This is a genomic window from Variovorax sp. PBS-H4, from assembly GCF_901827205.1.
Taxonomy (GTDB): Bacteria; Pseudomonadota; Gammaproteobacteria; order Burkholderiales; family Burkholderiaceae_C; genus Variovorax.
This window is the reverse complement of the sequence record NZ_LR594677.1, coordinates 63,433-82,430: the sequence shown is the minus strand read 5'-3', so window position 1 is coordinate 82,430 and position 18,998 is coordinate 63,433. Positions and strand designations below refer to the sequence as shown.

Annotated in this window: 13 protein-coding genes and 1 pseudogene; 3 read left to right on the top strand and 11 right to left on the bottom strand. The window is 63.0% G+C overall.

Translation table 11 applies throughout. The features are described from left to right. Positions 1-29 precede the first annotated feature (29 nt). The 3 genes from E5CHR_RS31460 to E5CHR_RS31450 all read right to left on the bottom strand — a co-directional run bounded on the left by E5CHR_RS31460 (position 30) and on the right by E5CHR_RS31450 (position 3,537). Complete coding sequence (locus E5CHR_RS31460; RefSeq protein WP_083944710.1) at positions 30-815, bottom strand: LuxR family transcriptional regulator; 786 nt, start codon at positions 813-815, stop codon at positions 30-32. A 156-nt stretch (positions 816-971) separates the two neighbouring features. Next, positions 972-2,726 carry an amidohydrolase gene (locus E5CHR_RS31455; RefSeq protein WP_162584083.1) on the bottom strand — a complete coding sequence of 585 codons (1,755 nt, stop codon included), beginning with the start codon at positions 2,724-2,726 and terminating at the stop codon, positions 972-974. Beyond that, entirely contained in the window at positions 2,713-3,537 is an 825-nt protein-coding gene (locus tag E5CHR_RS31450) for a hypothetical protein (protein ID WP_159597443.1), read from the bottom strand. Before E5CHR_RS31450 ends, E5CHR_RS31455 begins: the two co-directional genes overlap by 14 nt. Before the next feature lie 277 nt (positions 3,538-3,814). Between E5CHR_RS31450 and E5CHR_RS31445 the strand changes: the two genes are divergently transcribed. The 3 genes and pseudogenes from E5CHR_RS31445 to E5CHR_RS31435 all read left to right on the top strand — a co-directional run bounded on the left by E5CHR_RS31445 (position 3,815) and on the right by E5CHR_RS31435 (position 10,115). Beyond that, positions 3,815-6,163: a thiamine pyrophosphate-dependent enzyme gene (locus tag E5CHR_RS31445; protein WP_068685872.1), complete on the top strand. Its 2,349-nt coding sequence runs from the start codon at positions 3,815-3,817 to the stop codon at positions 6,161-6,163. A gap of 76 nt (positions 6,164-6,239) precedes the next feature. Next, positions 6,240-7,052 (top strand): annotated as a pseudogene (locus tag E5CHR_RS31440) (indolepyruvate oxidoreductase subunit beta family protein); the annotation flags it as partial. A gap of 147 nt (positions 7,053-7,199) precedes the next feature. After that, positions 7,200-10,115, top strand: a complete 2,916-nt coding sequence (locus E5CHR_RS31435; RefSeq protein WP_003158660.1) for a Tn3-like element IS1071 family transposase — start codon at positions 7,200-7,202, stop codon at positions 10,113-10,115. Positions 10,116-10,231: 116 nt separating this feature from the next. On the opposite strand, the gene E5CHR_RS31430 is transcribed toward E5CHR_RS31435, so the two are convergent. From E5CHR_RS31430 to virB10, 8 genes are all read right to left on the bottom strand, one after another. Continuing rightward, positions 10,232-10,468 carry a TrbM/KikA/MpfK family conjugal transfer protein gene (locus tag E5CHR_RS31430; RefSeq protein WP_159597444.1) on the bottom strand — a complete coding sequence of 79 codons (237 nt, stop codon included), beginning with the start codon at positions 10,466-10,468 and terminating at the stop codon, positions 10,232-10,234. A 13-nt stretch (positions 10,469-10,481) separates the two neighbouring features. Beyond that, the gene (locus E5CHR_RS31425; protein WP_159597445.1) at positions 10,482-11,033 is read right to left on the bottom strand and encodes an OmpA family protein; all 552 of its coding nucleotides are present in this window, start codon (positions 11,031-11,033) and stop codon (positions 10,482-10,484) included. 500 nt (positions 11,034-11,533) lie between these two features. Continuing rightward, complete coding sequence (locus E5CHR_RS31420) at positions 11,534-11,758, bottom strand: hypothetical protein (protein WP_070697993.1); 225 nt, start codon at positions 11,756-11,758, stop codon at positions 11,534-11,536. Between the two features lie 21 nt (positions 11,759-11,779). Further along, positions 11,780-13,177, bottom strand: coding sequence for an LPD7 domain-containing protein (locus tag E5CHR_RS31415; RefSeq protein WP_159609101.1), 1,398 nt, complete (start codon positions 13,175-13,177; stop codon positions 11,780-11,782). An 11-nt stretch (positions 13,178-13,188) separates the two neighbouring features. Beyond that, a complete protein-coding gene (locus tag E5CHR_RS31410; RefSeq protein ID WP_159597447.1) occupies positions 13,189-13,908 on the bottom strand; it encodes a KfrB domain-containing protein in 720 nt (239 codons plus the stop codon). A gap of 110 nt (positions 13,909-14,018) precedes the next feature. Continuing rightward, entirely contained in the window at positions 14,019-16,613 is a 2,595-nt protein-coding gene (locus tag E5CHR_RS31405; protein ID WP_159597448.1) for a type IV secretory system conjugative DNA transfer family protein, read from the bottom strand. Positions 16,614-16,834: 221 nt separating this feature from the next. Continuing rightward, the gene (gene virB11, locus E5CHR_RS31400; RefSeq protein ID WP_159597449.1) at positions 16,835-17,905 is read right to left on the bottom strand and encodes a P-type DNA transfer ATPase VirB11; all 1,071 of its coding nucleotides are present in this window, start codon (positions 17,903-17,905) and stop codon (positions 16,835-16,837) included. Further along, positions 17,883-18,962 (bottom strand): type IV secretion system protein VirB10, encoded by a 1,080-nt coding sequence (gene virB10, locus E5CHR_RS31395; RefSeq protein WP_442907309.1) that lies wholly within the window; start codon positions 18,960-18,962, stop codon positions 17,883-17,885. The genes virB11 and virB10 overlap by 23 nt, the downstream gene beginning before the upstream one ends. Between the last annotated feature and the right edge of the window lie 36 nt (positions 18,963-18,998).

The following is an 18,998-nucleotide window of genomic DNA, read 5'->3' as shown; positions in this document are numbered from 1 at the left end:
CGATGAGCGGCCCGAAATAGACCGAGTGATTACTCGGGTTGACGAGCCCTCAGCTCGTCCAGACCGATTTCCCCGGCAAGCACGGCGCTCACGACGAGCTCGGTGCGGTCTTGCGCGCCAAACAGGCGGCGCGCTTCGGTCAGATAGCCATCAACCGTGCGAGGCGTGAGAGCTAGCGCGCGGGCAATCTCCTTATTGGAATATCCGCGTCCCGCCAGAATGACACAATCACGCGGGCGCGGGTGCAGTCTCGGCCGGCATGGGACAGTCGGCAACTCCCCGCAGAGCAGCCGGCGGGCCGCCTGGAAAGCAAAGACACCGATCATCTGCGCAGCACCGAGGAACAACTGCGCACGCTCGGGGCGGCACATTCCTGCGAATGTACAGGAACCCATACGCTCGCCGAGCCGGACATGCGGCACCGTGATGCCTTCGTTCAGCCCCTCTTGTGCGCCACGTTCCAGGCTCGTGCGATCCTGCTGGTCCAGGCGAATGATCCGAGGCAGGTCGGACCAGAGGAATGCACTGTCGGCAAAGATGCATCCGCGGATAACGGGATCGCGCCTGAAGCGACGCTGGGTCACGAGCCGCTCCATGATCGCTGGCGGATAGTCCCTTAAATCGACACGGTCGGGTCGCGGCGTCCGCAGGTCGTCGTGATGCACCAGCGCGTAATGCCGGAAGCCCATCTCGCGGACGACCGCCTCCATCAAGGTGACAAGTTCATCCCGCGATGACGTCGCCCGAAGGACTTCGACAACGGTGCTGGTCAGCTCAAGGCAGAACGGTCTGCTGGGCCGTGCGTCAGACTGCATTCATTCATGCCTCGTCCCCCTGCTGGACCGATTGCAACAGATTCCCCGACGTTCAGATGACGCGACGTTCCGCCACTTGAAGCTCAAGATTCCCCGCTTCGTCAGGTTTTCATTGGCTGTGGGCGTGATAGCGGGCCCGTCATCTCGACGCCCCACTCATTTCGCCGGCTCGCCAACATCGGCCCGATAGACCAGCTCGCCCTCAATGAAGGTCATGTCCACTCGCGTCTCGTGGATCTTCGTGGGCGGGACGGCAAACGGGTTTTGATTGGTGACGATAATGTCAGCGAGCATTCCCGGAACGATGCGCCCCACCTTGTTTCCCATTCCTTCCTGCCGTGCCGAATTTTCGGTGAAGATGCGGAATGCCTGCTCAAAGCTGATCGCCTCGGATTTGCCAAAGCTATCCGCGCTGCCACCGGACCTTTGGCGCGTAACCAACTGCTCCAGGCCTATCCAGGGATTGACCGACGGGACAACCGACCAGTCGGAGCCCGGCACGACCAAGGCATCGGCCTCCAGCATTTCGCGCACCGGCCAAACCCGCTCGATCGTTTCCGGCCCCACCGCCTTGGTGATGTCGTCGTTGATCGGAGTGGGACCCCAGAGATAAGGGGAAACCTCGAAGGTCGCACCGATCGCTCGTGCCCGCTTGATGTCCCCGGGAGCAACGAATACATTATGTCCGACATTGTGCATATTGGGCGTAAAACCATTGGCCTTGCGGGCAGCCTCGATGGCGTTGAGCCCTTCACGCACCGCGGCATCTCCCGCTGCGTGGAACTTCACTGTTAGCCCCTGCCTGTCGAAATCGGCAACCGCCTTGTCGAGGACATCTTGCTGTATCAGCAACAGACCCATGCGGCTGGCTTCATCGTTGCGCCCACCAACTCCGCCCGCATAGGGCTCCAGCATGCCGGCTGTATGACTATCAGTCGGAACACCATCGAGAAAGATCTTGACGCAATCGGCCGCCAGTCGATTCCGCGAATAAATGTTGCGAGATGCAATCGCCGACAGGGTCGAAGGGACGCCCGGCGCCCACGTGATGCACAAGCGCACCCTTTGCTTCAGCTGACCAGCATCGGCGATAGCGGCATAGGTCGCAAGCTCGGTTGCCCCTCCGGCGGTGAAGCCGACAGCGGCTTCGGTAAAGGAGGTGATGCCGAACGACAGCATCTGCTGCAGCGACCATCTAAGGCCAGCTTCTGCCTGCGCCAACGTCGGCTTGGGGGTGATGCGCGAGATGACATCGACGGCGGACTCCCTTTGCACGCCGCTCGGCACGCCATCAGCATCGCGCTCGAAGATGCCGCCAGGAGGGTTGGGAGTCTCTTTGGTGACACCAGCCAGCTTCAGCACCTGGCTGTTCACCCAATTGCTGTGGCCGCTGGTGTCCTCCAGATAGACTGGATTGTTGGGTGCCACCTTGTCGAGCATGGCTCGGTTGGGGATCTTGCCCAGTGCCGAAGCATCCCATTGACCGCCGATGATCCAGTCTCCCGGCTTGGCTTTGTCGACACAGGCCCTTACGAGGTTGAGCGTCCGTTCGAGGTTCGACCCCTGCGGAATCTTGCACTGTGCCTCGCGCACCCCGGCATAAATGGGATGCACGTGCAGATCGTGCAGCCCAGGCAATACGGTGCGGCCACCCAGATCAATGGTCCGGGTGCCGTCTTTTCGTAGCCTGGCGACCTCTTCCGAAGATCCGACCGCGATGATCACCCCTTCATGGACCGCCAGCGCTTCCGCCCATCCATCTGGTGTTTTGACGTGTCCGTTTGCCAGAATCAGGTCCGGACCGGATGATGTGGCAGTGTCCAACAGAGGCGCCGGCGCGCCACGGGCGGGCTCGACGATCATCATGGCGGCGAGCAGCGAATGAGCAAATATGGCCCTATGCATCGGCATCTCCCTGGCGCCTTGGTTGAAATGAAATGGAATGATCGCGCGAGGCTAATGCGGCAGGCGCTTCCAGGCCGGGCATCACGTCGAAGGTGGTCTCCATCTGGCTCGGCGCCCACTCGTCCTCGATGCTGCGCAGGGGCATCCCCAGGGCCAACAGGTGCTGGCGCACCTCGGCCATGATGGGCTCGACCTCGTCCAGGTGGTTCTCCAGCAGGTACGAATACCCTTTGGCCACCGGCATCACCTTGGGAGGCGCCGCAGGCGTTCCGGGGCCGCCAAGGGTTTCGGGCTCCAGGCAGGGATCGACGATGCGCGTCAGATACCACTCGACCTCGAGGCCGGCCTGGTAGTCGTAGCCCAGGTCCTGCATCTCGGCCAGCGCCTTTTTCAGGATGGCGCGCGGACTCAACGCGAACGGGCGCCCACTGGTCATGTAAAGGTCGGCCAGCATCCAGCCGGTGCGATCCGCCCAGGGCAGGATGCGAAACGTGGTGGGGTCCGGGACCATCACGACGTTCGGGCTGCCGGCCAGTTCGGCGCTGCCGAGGCCCCCGTCGGCAGAGAAAGGGTTGAATACGATGGCGCTGGCGGTATCGAAAAAGAACGGCGCCATCGTGATCTCCGAGCCGCTGGCGAATGCCGACTTGAGCGCGGCGACCGACAGCATTTTTCCGCGCAGCAGTCCGTACTGATCCGGCCAAGACAACCGAACCATCTGCAGCCCCGCTTTCTCAATTTTATTCAGGACGTCTGCTGCTGCGGCTTTCTGGGTATCCGACCAGATGCCGTGCTTTTCAATGAATTTCCCGCTCATCGCGTCTCCTAGGTTATTTGCGGCTAATTATATTAGTCGGCGATACTTGATGATCTAGGGGAAAACCCTTCAAATTCACCGTCTTTTTTTATTATCATAGATCAAAAATGATGCGTACATCCGGGAAAACACCAATCCCGCCGAGCGGGTTGCGGCCGGCATGGCACTTGATCGACCCAGAACGCTGCACCGGCTGAAGCGCACCGACTCGCGAAGCTTCACAAATGTCGCCTTCATCGGAAGGCTCGGAGCACCCGAAGCAAGACAGGAGAACACGATGGCAGAGCGATCATTCGTCGAGGAAGTCAAGAAGCTCAGGCTGGGCGAAGGCGAGGTGTTCCGCGGCGAAGGCATCCTGGCGGTGACCAAGGCGCTGCTGGAATCGGGCGTGGCCTACGTGGCCGGCTACCAGGGCTCGCCGATCTCGCACCTGATGGACGTGCTGGCCGACGCGCAGGACATCCTCGCCGACCACGGCATCCGCTTCGAGAACAGCGCCAGCGAGGCGACCGCCGCAGCCACGCTGGCGGCCTCCGTCAACTACCCGCTGCGCGGCGCCATCACCTTCAAAGCCACCGTCGGCACCAACGTCGCCTCCGATGCCCTGGCCAACCTGGCCTCCGGCGGCGTCACCGGTGGCGCGCTGATCATCGTGGGCGAGGACTACGGCGAGGGCTCATCGATCATGCAGGAGCGCAGCCACGCCTTTGCGATGAAGTCGCAGATGTGGCTGCTCGACCCCCGGCCCAACCTGCCCAGCATCGTCCAGTCGGTCAAGGACGGCTTCGAGCTGTCCGAGGCCAGCCACACGCCCGTGATGCTGCAGATGCGCATCCGCTCCTGCCACCTGCACGGGCATTTCATCTCCGGGGCCAACCGCCGGCCGGCCTTCACGGTCAAGGATGCCCTGGAGAACCCCGCGCGCGACGTCAACCGCATCGTGCTGCCGCCGGCCTCCTTCCTGCACGAGCGCGAGAAGATCGAGCAGCGCTGGCCCGCGGCCATCCGCTTCATCGAGGAGCGCTGCCTCAACGAATTCTTCGCGGAGGACATGGCCGATGTCGGGATCGCGCTGCAAGGCGGCGGCTACAACACCCTGATCCGTGCCCTGCAGAAGCTCGGTCTAGCGAACGTGCATGGCGACTCGAAGATCCCGCTGTACGTCATGAACGTGGCCTATCCGCTGGTGGACGCCGAATTCGAGCGATTCTGCCGTGGCAAGCGCGCCGTGCTGGTCGTCGAAGAAGGACAGCCGAACTTCGTCGAGCAGAACGTGGCCAACATCCTGCGGCAACTGGACATCGACACCAAGTTGCACGGCAAGGACGTGCTGCCGCTGGCAGGCGACTACAACACGGCCACGGTGCTCGCCGGCGTGCGCGCCTTCCTGGAGCGCTATGGTTTCGTCGAACCCCAGGCCCAGCCCGAACGGCGCCAGCGTCCCATCGGCATTCCCGTGATCGCGGTGCCCGCCGCACCGCCCGCAGCTCCGGCGCCGGCGATGCGCCAGCCAGCCCTGGCCTTCGCCGATGGCGACCTGGAGGACGATGCCCAGGACGATGGCGATGGCAACCGCATCCCCGTGGGCAGCCCCGTGGGCAGCATCATGGCGTACCAGCAAGGATGGCTTGCCGCAGCTGACGACCTCCCGCCGTTGAGCGAGACCGTGCATCCACGCCCTCCGGGCCTGTGCACCGGCTGCCCGGAGCGGCCGATCTTCACCGCCATCAAGCTGATCGAGCGCGAATTGGGCGCGCACCACATCAGCGCCGACATCGGCTGCCACCTGTTCTCCATCTTGCCGCCATTCAACCTGGGCAGCACGACCATGGGCTACGGTTTGGGCAGCGCCAGCTCGGCTGCCTTCACCGTCGCCCCGGGCAGCGCCCCAGCCGCCAAGCGGGCGATCTCGATCATGGGTGATGGCGGCTTCTGGCACAACGGCCTGACCTCCGGCATCGCCAACGCGGTTTTCAACCGCAGCGACAATCTGACCGTCATCGTCGACAACAACTACAGCTCGGCCACCGGCGGCCAGGACATTCCGTCCTCGCGCGCGCTCAATCCAACGCGCAGCACGGGCCACGAGATCGAGCGCGCCGTCAAGGGCGTGGGCGTCGACTGGGTGCGCACCATCAAGCGCACCTATGACCTGAAGGCCATGATGGCCACGCTGCGCGAGGCGCTGACCACGCCCGAGCAAGGCCCCAAGGTGCTCATCGCCCAGAGCGAATGCATGCTCAACCGGCAGCGCCGCGAGAAGAAGCAGGTGCGCCAGGCGCTCGCCGACGGCCAGCGCGTGGTGCGGGAACGCTTCGGCGTCGATCCCGACACCTGCACGGGCGACCATTCCTGCATCCGGCTGTCGGGCTGCCCCTCGCTCTCCATCCGAGACAACCCGGATCCGCTGCGCACCGACCCGGTGGCCATGGTCATCGACAGCTGCGTGGGCTGCGGCAACTGCGGCGAAGTCGCGCATGCAGCCGTGCTCTGTCCTTCGTTCTACCGCGCCCAGATCGTGAGCAACCCGACACGCTGGGACCGGCTGCTCCAGCGCGTGCGCACCGCCGTGATCGGCTGGCTGCAGCGCGGCGATGCCCGCCGCCGCGCCCGCTACGCCTTCTGAACGGCATGCCGCACCGCAAGCCGAGCCCCAACGCCGATGCACCAACCGTTCCACCTCTCTCGCTTCAACCAGAACCATGAGCCCCCGTGACCTTCCTCCAGCGACGCTGACCGAACCGATCAAGATCGCCGTCCTGGCGATGGGTGGCGAAGGCGGTGGCGTGCTTGCCGACTGGATCGTCGACCTCGGCGAAGCCAATGGCTGGTTCGCCCAGACCACCTCCGTGCCCGGAGTCGCGCAGCGCACCGGTGCGACGATCTACTACGTGGAATTGTTCCCTGGCGCCGACGTTCCAGGAGCGCGGGCGCCCGTGCTCGCCCAGGCGCCACTGCCCGGGGATGTGGACATCGTGCTGGCCTCCGAGCTCATGGAAGCCGGCCGGGCCGTCCAGCGGGGCTTCGTGACGTCGCACAACACGACGCTGATCACTTCCACGCACCGCGTCTACTCGATCGCCGAGAAATCGGCGATGGGTGACGGCCGGGTCGACAGCGCCGCTCTCCTGCGACAGGCCGGACGGGCGGCCAGGCGCTTCATCAGCTTCGACATGGCCGAGGCCGCCGAGCGCACCGGCAGCGTGCTCAGTGCGGTCCTGTTCGGCGCCCTGAGCGGCTCGGGGGTGCTGCCGTTCAGCTGCAAGCAGTTCGAAGAGACCATCGAACGCGGTGGTGTCGGTGTCAAGCCCAGCCTCAAGGCCTTCGACTTGGGCCAGGCCGAAGCGCGCAAGGCCGATACCGACGCGCCCCCATCCAAGCCGCGTGCGCCGCAGTCCGCCGCCGCCGATGTTCAGCCGAGCCACCCCGCCGTGGCCCGCCTGGTCGCGCGCGCACTCCAACTGCCCGCCAGCGTGCGCGGCACCGCCGTCGAGGGGGTCCGCCGTCTCGTGGACTAGGGGTCTCCTCGTTTTCAGTGCAATAAGTGACGGTACGCAAAGCTAGCACTGGCGCGGGGGTGGTCTGGGTAGACCGTTGATTTCATTGACTTTCCTGTTCGCTTTGTAAACGGGTATGGTGGCCTCCCACTTTTGAGGTTCACGATGCAGGGTTGGCACACAACGTTTTTGGGGATGCGTGGGCTCCCCCGCGATATCAGCGACTTCGAGATGAAGGCATTTTTCACCTTCGATGGTGCCGAGCGCGACGCAATCAATGCACGCCGAGGTGATTCCCACAAGCTTGGTCTGGCGCTCCATATTGGTTTCCTGCGCATGAGTGGGCGTTTGCTCGGTGCCTTTCGGGTAATTCCAGTAGCCTTGTGGCGCCACCTTGGCAACGAGCTTGGCATTGCAGCACCAGAAGTCGCCTCGCTGAGAGCCATGTATGAACGCGGGCGCACGCTATTCGATCACCAACAAGTAGCCTGCACGGTCCTTGGATTCCAGTGGATGAGCGAGCACCAGCGCCGCTCACTGGTACGTGAACTGCGCGACGAAGTGGCGCGCTGCGCCGACCGCGATCAGCTACTCGTGCGGGCGCGTCAATGGCTGTACAAGAACAAGCTGGTGATCGTGCACGAGCGGGCAATTCGGACACTGATTGCGGCGGCACTTGCCCAGCTTGAAGTTGAAACAGGCACCGCCATCGCCGCCAGCGTTGATCCAGCAACACTTGATCGCTGGCGAGCCTCAGTTTCAGAGCTGCGCCCAGATGGACAAACCCAGCAGAGTTGGCTATGGGCTGCACCGGCGAAACACTCAACCCGCCAAATCAGCGAGGTACTGGAGCGCATCGACCTGCTTTACACGCTGGACGTTCATAAGCACCTGGCAGACATCCCCGATCTCATCTTGCGCCGCTACGCGCGCCGACTTGTCTCCAGGCCGCCCTCAGCCGGAGCCAAGATCAAAGAGCCAGCGCGCACCGTGGAGGTCGCATGCTTTCTTCGGTATTGCCTGTTCACCACCACAGACCAGTTGATCCTTATGGTGCAGCGCCGGATCGCCGATCTGTGGCGTCAGGCTGCCGCCGATGTCCCCGCTACCGTCAATTGGGCCGCAATGTACAAAACGCTGCTCGGCGAACTTGTTGCCTTGAGCGCGCAAGGTGCGGTGCCAGATGCTGAGTTGCGTGCCCGTCTTGAAGCCTTGATCACCGAAACCCAGAAACGCAAACCACCGAGCAGGGCCTCCCTGGTCCGCGAGGGATTGATTGATGGAATTCGCCCCGTGCGGTCGTTGCTCGTCGCCATTGCAAAGCTGCCCTGGCAGGCCACCGGCGAGCATCCTGCCATCGAGTACCTTGCCAAGCTGCAAGCTTTATATCTCAAAGGATCCAGAAAGCTGCCAGTTGAAGTGGTGGCACCAAGTCTGGGAATGATCTGGCAGGTTTCGATCTCCAGCCCAGACCGGGAACGGGCGTTTCAGGCGTTGGAGGTGGCCACCCTGTTTGCCCTGCGCCGCGCGGTGCGCAATGGCTCGGTCTGGATTGAGCACAGCCTGAGCTTTCGGGGTCGTGCGCGCTTGTTCTTCACGGACGAGCGTTGGCAGGCAGAGTCCAAGAAACACTATGCCCGTCTATCGTTACCCAGCAAGGCTGCCACTTTCTTGAAGCCTTTGCTGGCCAGAGTAACTGCCGGTGTCGATGCGGTGGCCGCTGCAGCCCGCAGTGGCGTACTGCGCGTGGATGATGAACTCCATTTGTCGCCATTGCCCGCAGAGGACGAAGACCCAGAAGTGACCAAGCTGCGCGCGGCTTTGGATCACCGCATCGGTGAGGTTCAATTGCCGGAAGTGATTCTGGCCGTTGACGCCCAGGTGCGCTTTAGCTGGATCATGCTCGGACGTGAGCCGCGCTCTACCGACGAGCTGCTGATGGTCTATGCCGGCATCATGGCCCACGGCACCAGTCTGACTGCGGTCGAATGCGCGCGCATGATTCCGCAATTGTCTGCCACCAGCATTCGCCAGGCCATGCGCTGGGCGCGGGACGAACGGCGTCTGAGCCAGGCCTGCCAGGCTGTGCTGGAATTCATGCAGCGACACCCGATTGCCGCCACCTGGGGGCGGTCCGATTTGGCATCTTCTGACATGATGACCATGGAGACCACCAAACGGGTGTGGCAAGCCCGGCTTGATCCTCGGCGCAACACACCTTCCATTGGAATCTACTCCCATGTAAAAGACCGGTGGGGCATCTTCCATGCGCAGCCCTTTGTGCTCAATGAGCGCCAGGCGGGCGTGGCCATTGAAGGTGTCATCCGCCAAGAAAAGCTGGAGACCAGCCAGCTTGCTGTGGATACCCATGGCTACACCGACTTTGCCATGTCACATGCCCGTTTGCTTGGTTTTGATCTTTGCCCGCGGTTGAAGGAACTCAAACAGCGCCACCTCTTTGTGCCACGCGGCACCAAAGTGCCCGCAGAAATCGCTGCGGTGTGCGAAGCCAATGTCGACGTCGCTTTGATCGAAAAGCATTGGGATAGTCTGGTGCACCTGGCAGCCTCGGTCATGAGCGGACATGCCAGTGCGGTGGCAGCTCTTGCGCGGTTCGGTTCTGCCGCCCAGGGCGATCCAATCTATGAGGCTGGCGTGCAATTGGGGCGGTTGCTGCGTACGGCGTTTTTGGCTGACTACTTTGTCAAGGACGCTTTCAGGAACGAGTTGCGCCGGGTGCTCAATCGGGGCGAGGCTGTTAACGCCCTCAAGCGCGCCATTTATACCGGCCGGATCAGCCCGGCGCAGGCCAAACGTGTCGATGAAATGCAGGCTGTGGCCGATGCGTTGAGCCTGATGGCCAACATCGTGATGGCGTGGAATACCTCACAGATGCAGGCGGTCCTGGATCGCTGGTCGAACCGCCGCCAGGTCATTCCACCGGAACTGATCGGGAAGATTGCGCCCACCAGGCTGGAGAGCATCAACTTGCGGGGTGTGTTTCGCTTCCCGGTTGACCGCTATGCTGACCAAATCCTGCCTTCGCGGCCAAATGCATCGATAACTGGCACCAATGGATGAAACCGACCACGGTTTGACGCCACGAATCGCAGATTTGAAAGTGAACAGGAAAGTCAATGAAATCAACGATCTACCAACACCACCTCCGCGCCAGTGCTAGCTTTTCGTACCGTCACTTATTGCACTGAAAACGAGGAGACCCCTTTCAGCGTGTCCGACAGCTTCTTGTGACTGATCGAGAAGTACCGCTTCAACGACGGAGCGCACTCGCTCGGCCGCGTGCCCGAAGACAAGCACAAGACGGCTTCGCACGCGAGGCGCACGTCGCCAGTGAAAAGGCCATCGTCGGCCTGGGCCGCCGTGGCGCTGAACATGCCCGCGAGCGCGAGCGGCAAAAGGGCGAGCTTCTTCATAGTCGATTCCTCCTTACTGGTTGAAAACCTCGATTTCCACGCGGCGGTTCTGCGCGCGGCCAACGGCCGTGCCGCCTTCCGCTACATGGTCGCCACCCGACAGGTAGTTGACCGATACCTTCGTCGCGGGAACTCCACGGGCCACCAAGTAGTTCATGGCGGCTTGTGCGCGCTTGAGCGCGATACGCTCATCGCCAGCACTCGGGCGCTCGGCATCCGTGCGGCCCCTGACCTCGATCCGGCGAGCATTCGCCAGGAGCGGCAGAAGCTCGGCTTCCTGGGCCGCCGTGGGCTGGAAGTGTGCCGAGTTGAAAGGGAAGTGAACCGTGACCGTGTGCGAAACCGGCGCGGGCGGCGGTGCTGGATGCACGACGGCCGGCACTGCGGCCGGCCGGCGTTCCAGTTCTCGCACTCGTTGCTTCGTTTCGGCCAGATCGGCCCGGAGGGACAGCACGGAGGCGGTTTCCGCGTCATTCACCGCCGTGCGGTTCGTGCCGTCCACGGTCGGCGGTTTAGGTGGCGTCGAGCACGCGGCAAGCATGGCGGCACAACTGATGATGACCAATCTACGCATTTTGAACCCCTTAGTTGGTGACTTTTGCGAACCAAAATTATACATCTTGGTAGCGTTTGAGGATAGGCGCGGCGCTGAAATTGTCTTGCCCGACATGCGTCGAGCTGTCCAGGTCGGCCGACGTGCCGGCATTGGTGACAAACAGATCCACCAGGTTGGATGCGTTTGTCACCACACACGGGAGCTGCGCAGCGTGCCGATGGTGACGGCCGCCGCGCCTGGCTGGGCTGGCCGTGTCACCACGTCCGGGCGATTGGTGACGGATCTCGCCGGCGCCGGCGGCGGAACTGTCACCAACGAAAGAGGCGGGCAAAAAAATGGTGACATCGAGCGCGCATCGAGGCGGCCGCGGCGTCACCATCAATAGACTGGCGCTATCATAATCCGCCGGTCATTTTACATAATCTATATTATATGTAGTAGGCTAAAGCCTTGTCGCGCAAGGCTTTTTGCCGTTTCCAAGACAGTTTCAGCGTGTCGTGAGGCTGCATTCAGGCACTGCGCGAGTACGCGCCGGCCGGCATCGACTGATCCAGTCGTGCGGCCAGTGTGGCGACCACCGACGCCCGCGTGTTGTCGCTGGCCGGCAGTGCATCGCCAGCCAGCGCCGCGACCGCCTCGGGCGAGGCGGTGCGGATGTAGTGCAGCACCAGGGCCGGCGCGTTGTCCAGCAGAGCCTTTTCGAGCTGGTCGGCCTGTTCGTTCCAGAAGTCCATAGTCGTGTCTCCAAGAGTGAATTAACGGGTGCGCTCGGCGTTGCGCTCGACCTGCGGCCGGCTGCGCTCGGGCTGCTGCTGCGTGGTCGGAGCGGCTTTGTCGTACACCGGCACCGAGGGCACCTTGCCGGCCTTCTCGCGCTGTTCCAGCCGCTCGTTGATGGCCTTCATGATCGCGTCCCGCTGCTTCGGGTCTTTGACCTTCTCGGCCAGCACTTCGGCGGCGACGGCGGCCACCACCTTGGCCTTGTCCGACCGCTCAGGCGCTTTTTCAGGCTGCGGCGCGGCCTGGGTCTTGCCGGTGTCCTGCTGCGTGCCCTGGCGGCCTTTCTGCGCGTCCTGGCGCGTCTGCGTGGCCTCATGCTCGACTACGTTCTTCGAGCGCAGATCGCGGCGGGCTTCCAGCTCCTTCAAGTCCTTCTCCTGCGGCTTGAACCCGCGAACCTCTATGCCGCGAAGGTTCGCTTCCATCCAGACCTCGCGCTGGAAGTCAGGATGACCGGAAACGCGAATGGTCTTCCAGCCCTTCGCCTCGGCCATCGTCGCCATCGCGTGCGCGACACGCTCATCGTTCGACGCGGACACCATGCGCGGGCCTTTGTCCTTGAAGGCCACGCGCTGCGGCTGATCCTTGAAATGGAACTTCGCGCCGGAGACGCGGAACTGCTGGTGAACCTGCTGCATGAGTTCCACTTGCCGGTTCTTCTCGCGCTCGGTCGATACCTGTTCGGGGTAGGCGGTATCCGCACCCGTGCGCTCGGCGATGCGATTCGCGTCGTCTTGTTCCTGGGCTTTCTCCGACAGGTTTTCAACCTTGATGCGCTTGCCCTCGGCCTGCTGCCCGAGCTGGTTTTGCTCGGCCGCAAGACGCTGCTGACGCTCGGCCTCTCGCATGCGCGCCACGCGGGCCAGTGCCTCGTCCACGTCGATTTCTTCGAGCTTTTCCGGCTCGTGCGACACGACGTTTTTCTCGGTCGGATCGTCCGGTTGCATGCGGTCAAACTCGGCCTGCTTGCGATCCTCCTTTTCGGCTATGCGACGGGCGTTTTCCTCGGGAGAAAGGCCGTACTCATTCGCCAACGCCGCGCCTTTCAGCGTGCCCTTCTCGGCCTCAGCTTCACGAATTGCCTTCGCATTTTTTTCGCCGACTGCGTTCTCCAGGTCGATGTCATCAAGACCCTTGAGCTTCGCCACGGTCTTGTTGTCCATCGTGAACGACACGTTGTAGGCGGGCTGGCCGTCCTTCTCGCCGCGTTCGTACTTCACCGCCGTGGCCGGCTTGCCGTCAATCTCGATGATGCCGACAGCAGGGCTGCGCATCGAGGCGTTCAGCTCGGTTGTCACTTGCTTGAGTCCGTCGATTTGCTCCTTCAAGTTCGCATCGACTTCGGGCGCGTTGCCCTTGTTGATTTCAGCCATGTTCGCGCCCCTTAACGTTCGATGCCCTTGTCAGCCTGCTTCGCAGGCTGCGCCTTGGTCGGTGCCGGCTTCGCGGCCTGCTGCGCCGCTTGCTCGCGCGGCTCGAAAGCCTGCTTCGTCACGGCTTCCATGTGCTTCAAGAACGCGGCCCGCTGGTTCGCGTTCTTGATGTTGCCGGCCGCGTATTCCTGCGCCTGGGCAAGCAACGCTTCGGGCTTCATCGTCTCCTTCGCTTCCTTGGCCTTCGGCGCTTGGTCGCGCTGCTGGCCCTGCGCCTGATCGGCCGTCGCTTCCTTCGGCTTGAACGGGTACGCCTTCGCCTTGTCGCCCGTGTAGTGAATCTGGACGTTGAAGCCGTTGAGCTGCTTCTTCGCGTCCAGCATCGCCAGCGTGGAGCCTTGCAGCTCCACCTTGTCCTTCGGATGCACTACCGCGTAGCTGCGATCCTTGCCCACGGCCTGCACGATGAACTTGTCGTTGTTCAGGACAACGGGGCCGTAGTAGCTGCCGTTCTCCTTCGCAGCGGCAATACCGGCGCGAACTTCCTTGCCGGCGTCGTCTTTCAGCCGGTTGCCGTCAGCGTCTTTCGGGGAAAGTTTGTTGATCGCGTAGTCCCGAACTTCCTTCGGAACTTCCTCGATCTTCATCAGGTAGTCGCCCACCTGGGGGCGCTGCTTCGCGGGTTGCTTGGCCGGTGCGTTGTCGCCGGCAGGGATGGTGCGGTCATTCATGGTGAAGGCTCCTATGGAGTTCAAAAAATGCGACTTGCGGTGAAGTCGCCCTTGGGCTGCGCCCGTTTTGGTAGTTGCCGACGTTCATCGACACATACCAAATTCATGCCTTAACCAGCATTCTTCGTTGAAGGCAGGGGCTTGTCAAGCACGCCTAAATCCAGTAAAGGCGCGCGAGACTCGGTTTCCGGTGCCGGCTCATCGTCCAGCATCGGCGGTTCTTCCATCGCATCGAGGGCGGCCAGCATGTCCGCCTCGTCCGGCATCCCGTCGTCGCCGGGCATGGCCGCGTCCATCATTGCGGCCAGCTCGTCGTCGCTCGGCAGATCGTCCAGGCCGTCCGGCAAGACAGTTTCATCGTCCGCCGTGTCGTCGGCTTCGGCCACCGTCGCCGGCAGCGCCTGGGGCGCTTCCTGGGCGTCCTGGGCGGCATTCGCGTCGTCGTCGGTGTCCACGTCCACCGCGATGGCGTTCTGCGCTGTATCCGCGTCCAGGGCCGTGTCCAGCACGTTGTCCAGCTCGGCCGCGTCGTCTGCCTCGGCCTGGGCGGCTGCATCGACGCCGGCATCCGGTTCGGCATCGAGCGCGGCCAGCTCGTCGTCGCTCGGCCGCTCGCCGATGCCGTCGTCGCCGATTTCCTCGTCGTCGTACTCGTTCACGGCGTCCAGGGCGTCGAAGAATCCGTTCACGAAGTCTTCGACCTGTTCGGGCGCGATGCCTTCGCTACCGCTCGCCACCTTGAGCGCCGAAGTGTCCAGGGCCAGCTTGCGGAGGTCGATGCCCTTCTCGACATCGGCCGTCGTCAGCTCGCGGATACGCGACTGAACGACAGCTTCGTGCAAGTCCAGATCGAGCGACGGCACAGGCGAAGCCAGCTCGCCGGAACCCCACACATCTTCAAGCTGCTTCTTCGACGGCAGCTTGCGGCCGAGCTTCGCCAGCGTAGGCGACACCGACTTGAGCCGATCCATGAAAGCGTGATCGGCGTAGTAGGCGATCTTCTCGCAGCGAATCGGCTTCGTGTTTTCCAGACTGATGATTTGCTCGCGCTGGCTCATTTCCTTGAGTTCCTGCGGCAGCATCAAAGCCCGGCGCTGGCCGGCACCCTCGCCGATGGACTCGGAAAGGCTGGTGCCGCCCCGGCCGTTGCTCTTGTTCTTCGAGTGAACCGTCATGTAGCCCAGGGCTTCCGAATACTCGTTCGCGTCCCGTTGCTCCCGTGGCGTGTAGAAAATCTGGCACGCATGGTTCGTCACGAAGGTGCGCGCGTTCTCGCGGCCGTAGCCCTTCGGCGGCTCGGCTTCGAGCTGGCCCGGCGACTGGATAATCGTCAGCAGGCGCAGGCCATAGCCGGCCATGTAGCTGTTGGCCTTGTCGATGATGCCGATCCGGCCGGGCGCGGTGAACTCGTCGGCCAGGATCAAGCATTGGTATTTCAGCTCGGGCGTGGCGTGCAGAAGCTGGTTCGTGTTCAGGTTCACCAGTTGGGTGTAGAACAGGTTGATGAGCAGCTTCGCCTCGGCCAGCTTGTTGGCCGGAATGCCAAGGTAGATCGACATGCGCCGCTTGCGCACGTCGCGCAAGTCGAAGTCGTTCGCCGACGTGGCCGCGTCCACGATGGGGCTGGCCCACATCGTCAACGGCACGTTGAACGTCGCCATGATGGACGACAGCGTGTTGTCCGAGGTGGACGTGAAGCGGTTGATCGCATCGACGCATTCACTCGACAGCGGCGGCAAGCCTTCGCCGTCCCACTCGGTCACGGGAACGAGCGTCTTCGCAATCTCGCCCGTTTCCTCGTCCACTTCCTCAACCTCGCGGTAGTTCCGCTGGTTGATGATGCCTTGCAAGTGATCCTTGATCGGCTGGCCCTTGCCCGACGACTGGCGCAGCAGCTCCCCGATGGTTCGCGGCAGCGTGGGCGTCTCGCACAGGTACAGCGTCAGGCCCAGGAACAGGTTTCGCGCCGCATCATCGAAAAACGCATCGCGGCCTTCGCCCGGATAGAGCGAGTAGCCAATCGCCAGGATGTCCGTCACGCGCATGCGCGGATCGTCGCTGATGTACCCCAGGGGGTTGTATCGGTGCGTCTTGCCGTTCAGCGGGTTGCCCTCGGCGTCCTCGGCAATCGAGAACGGGTTGAACAGATAGACCTCTTGCCCCCACTTCCTGCGGAACTTGGACGTGATGAGGAAGTTTTCCAGCTTCACGTCCATTGCCACGACCGACTCGGCCCAATTGAGCAGGTTCGGGATGACGATGCCGACGCCCTTACCCGAGCGAGTCGGCGCGGCCAGCAGCACGAATTGCATGCCGGCGAACATCAGGAAGCGGTTCTTCCACTTCCCGATGATGATGCCGGTCTTGTCGAACAGCCCGGCCTTGGCAATCTCCGGCGTCTTGGCGAAGCGGGCTTCGCCGTGCAGCGTCCGCACGTCGCGCAGCGCCGCAATCGTCAGCACGATGGGCACGCCGTAGCCCACGGCCGCCGCCACGATCATGGACACCGTGAGGCGCTTCGCCACGACCGGATCGTTTTGGTAGAACTGCCAGTACGTCCACCACGTCGAAAAGTCGGTCTTGCCGAACGGGTTCGCCTTGCTGAACAGGAAGAAGACAAACCCCGACAGCCACACGATGCCCACCGTCGCGGCGATGAACACGGCCAACCCGAATAGCCACTTCACCCACTTAGGCATTTCCATATCAATCCCCTTTGGTGACAGGCCGACGACCTGGCCAGCTCGCCGGCGTCACCATCCAGAAAAACAAAATGGTGACGAACAGATCCACCAGGTTGGATGCGTTCGTCACCACCGCAGCGGCTTTGCCGCCTTTCCCCACCCCGGCCAGGGGCCGGAGGGGGCGGCGTGCATGATTGGCGACAGGCGCAGCTCCTCGATCGCGCGGGCCTGTCACCATCGCCCTACGCATCAGCCGGAGCCGGTGCGCGTTTCAGCTTCGGCTCGTACCACAGCTCGGTGATGTGGCGGCCGAAGTCGCCGTACACGTCGTTATGCACATGCACCACGACATCCACCACCATGTAGAGCAGGCGACGGATGACCGCATAGGGAAGCGTCCGGCCCTGGCGGTTCTGGAGCACCATCAAGCCCAGGCGCTCGAACGTCAGTTCGGCGGAACCGGCGTGGCAGCTCGTGATGCTGCCGCCGTGGCCCGAGGCGGCCACGTTGATGAAGTCGAACGTCTCGCCGCTGCGCAGCTCGGCCAGCAGGATGCGAGTCGGCTTCATGCGCAAGCAGCTCTTGAGCAGCGCCGCCGCCGTCACGGGCGCGTTTTCTTCTTCCTTCGCCTCGGACGGGTAGAACAGATGGACGTGGTTCGGATGGTTCGGCAAGAACAGCTCGGGCACGTCTTCAATCGTGATGATGCGTTGATCCTGGGGAATCTCCTGCATCAGCGCCTTCATGAAGGTGGTCTTACCCGAGCCGGTTTCGCCGGCCACCACGATGACCTTTTCGAGCTGGACGGCCCGACGCAGGAAGCCGACGTAATCGTGCTTTTCCTTGAGCTGCAAAAGCTCCAGCTCGTCGGGACTCAGTTCGGCGCTGATCGGCCGAATGTGAGCGAAGAAGTCTTGCTTCGCGTAGTCATCCAGCGTGCGAACCGTGAAGGACGGCTTTCGGATCGTGACCGAAATCGTTCCTTGCTCGCACGCGGGCGGCATCACGATTTGCACGCGCTCGCCTTGCGGCAGGATGGCCGAGAGGATCGGCCGCACGTCCGACACGTCGTTGGATGAGAACTTGGCGACGGCCGTCGCCAGCGAACGCAGATGCTCGTAAGTGAGAGCCGGCGCTTCGTGCCGTTCCCACTTGCAAGCCCTTTCGCACCACACTTCACCCGGCCGGTTCACGCAGACTTCCGTGATGGCCGGATCGCTCATCCAGGTGGCGAGCGGTTGAAGGTGGAAATCGACCGAAGTCGCGCGGTTCAGCGAGGCCGCGAGGTATTCACTGGTTGGTTGCTGCGACATCGTACACGCTCGAAAAGTCCAGATCGCGGGCGATGTAGACACCGACTTGCTCGCCCTGATTCTTGTAGAGGGTTGGCGGAATGTTGATGGTGTTCTTCAACGCTTCCGCCGCCATGTTTTGGGTGGCCTCGCCCGTGCTGCTGAAATTGATTTGGCCGCTGTTGTTGTTCGTGCCCTGGGTGGCATACCGTGCAACGTCATCGACCAGACTCAGCATCAGCGCGCCGCCGAACCGCTGCCAGAAGTGGTTATCAATGTAGCCCGGCAGGCCCGCGCCGCCGAGCGGATCGGTGCCTGGGGAATCCAGGTTGATGACCACGCCGTTCGGCGTCTTGATGCGCGACCACAGCACGAAGATGCGAGCCATGCCCTGACGCATGTTCGATTGGTACTCGCCCGAAATGGTCGAGCCGCGTTCGACCAGCAGCACCTTGCCGTTGTCGCTGTAGATGTTGCGCGTCACGACGCAGGCCGTCATGCCGGGCACCGTGCTATCGAGCTTCGTTTGCAGCGCGCAGTCGATGAAGCTGCCTTTCGCCAGGATGAAGTTGCGATTGCCCAAGTGCCCGGCCTTGCGCGACGGCGTGCGCGTCGAAGACAGCAGGGCCGAGAGGCCGCCACCTTCGGGCGGCGGTGCAGCGCGGCCCGGCTGGCCGCCCGCATCCGCGCCCGTGTCGCCCTTCTGCGCGACAGCCATCAGGCCCGAGCCTGACTTGTCCAGCGAAGGCGCGGGCCGTTGCTGGCCGCTGCCGCCCGCATCGCCCGGCAGAGGCGGTGCGCTCGCCTGCCCTGCCCCACTCGGCGCAGGAACGACCGGCACCGGAGCCGCAGGGGCCGGCGCAGCTCCAGGCAGCTCGGGCGGATCGGTGAAGGTGCGCGCCGGCACGGCGCTGGTGAGTTGCATCGCCTTGGCTTGCTGCGCGTCCGCCTCGCGGTCGGCGCGCTGCTTGTGCTTCCAGTAGGCCGCACCGCCGCCCAGGCCAACGACCAGGAGCAGCACCACGACGATGAGGCCACGCTTCGCAGTCGATGGCCCGTGATCGTTCACGCTCGGCATGCCGCGCTCGCCGTCAAACGTCTCCAGCTCGGCCTG

Excerpts from the sequence above, each read along its gene's own strand:
- E5CHR_RS31460 (WP_083944710.1), bottom strand. The coding sequence starts at position 815 with ATGCAGTCTGACGCACGGCCCAGCAGACCGTTCTGCCTTGAGCTGACC.
- E5CHR_RS31415 (WP_159609101.1), bottom strand. The coding sequence starts at position 13,177 with ATGGCTGAAATCAACAAGGGCAACGCGCCCGAAGTCGATGCGAACTTG.
- E5CHR_RS31435 (WP_003158660.1), top strand. The coding sequence starts at position 7,200 with ATGCAGGGTTGGCACACAACGTTTTTGGGGATGCGTGGGCTCCCCCGC.
- E5CHR_RS31430 (WP_159597444.1), bottom strand. The coding sequence starts at position 10,468 with ATGAAGAAGCTCGCCCTTTTGCCGCTCGCGCTCGCGGGCATGTTCAGC.
- E5CHR_RS31450 (WP_159597443.1), bottom strand. The coding sequence starts at position 3,537 with ATGAGCGGGAAATTCATTGAAAAGCACGGCATCTGGTCGGATACCCAG.
- E5CHR_RS31445 (WP_068685872.1), top strand. The coding sequence starts at position 3,815 with ATGGCAGAGCGATCATTCGTCGAGGAAGTCAAGAAGCTCAGGCTGGGC.
- E5CHR_RS31420 (WP_070697993.1), bottom strand. The coding sequence starts at position 11,758 with ATGGACTTCTGGAACGAACAGGCCGACCAGCTCGAAAAGGCTCTGCTG.
- E5CHR_RS31410 (WP_159597447.1), bottom strand. The coding sequence starts at position 13,908 with ATGAATGACCGCACCATCCCTGCCGGCGACAACGCACCGGCCAAGCAA.
- virB10 (WP_442907309.1), bottom strand. The coding sequence starts at position 18,962 with ATGCCGAGCGTGAACGATCACGGGCCATCGACTGCGAAGCGTGGCCTC.
- virB11 (WP_159597449.1), bottom strand. The coding sequence starts at position 17,905 with ATGTCGCAGCAACCAACCAGTGAATACCTCGCGGCCTCGCTGAACCGC.
- E5CHR_RS31405 (WP_159597448.1), bottom strand. The coding sequence starts at position 16,613 with ATGGAAATGCCTAAGTGGGTGAAGTGGCTATTCGGGTTGGCCGTGTTC.
- E5CHR_RS31455 (WP_162584083.1), bottom strand. The coding sequence starts at position 2,726 with ATGCCGATGCATAGGGCCATATTTGCTCATTCGCTGCTCGCCGCCATG.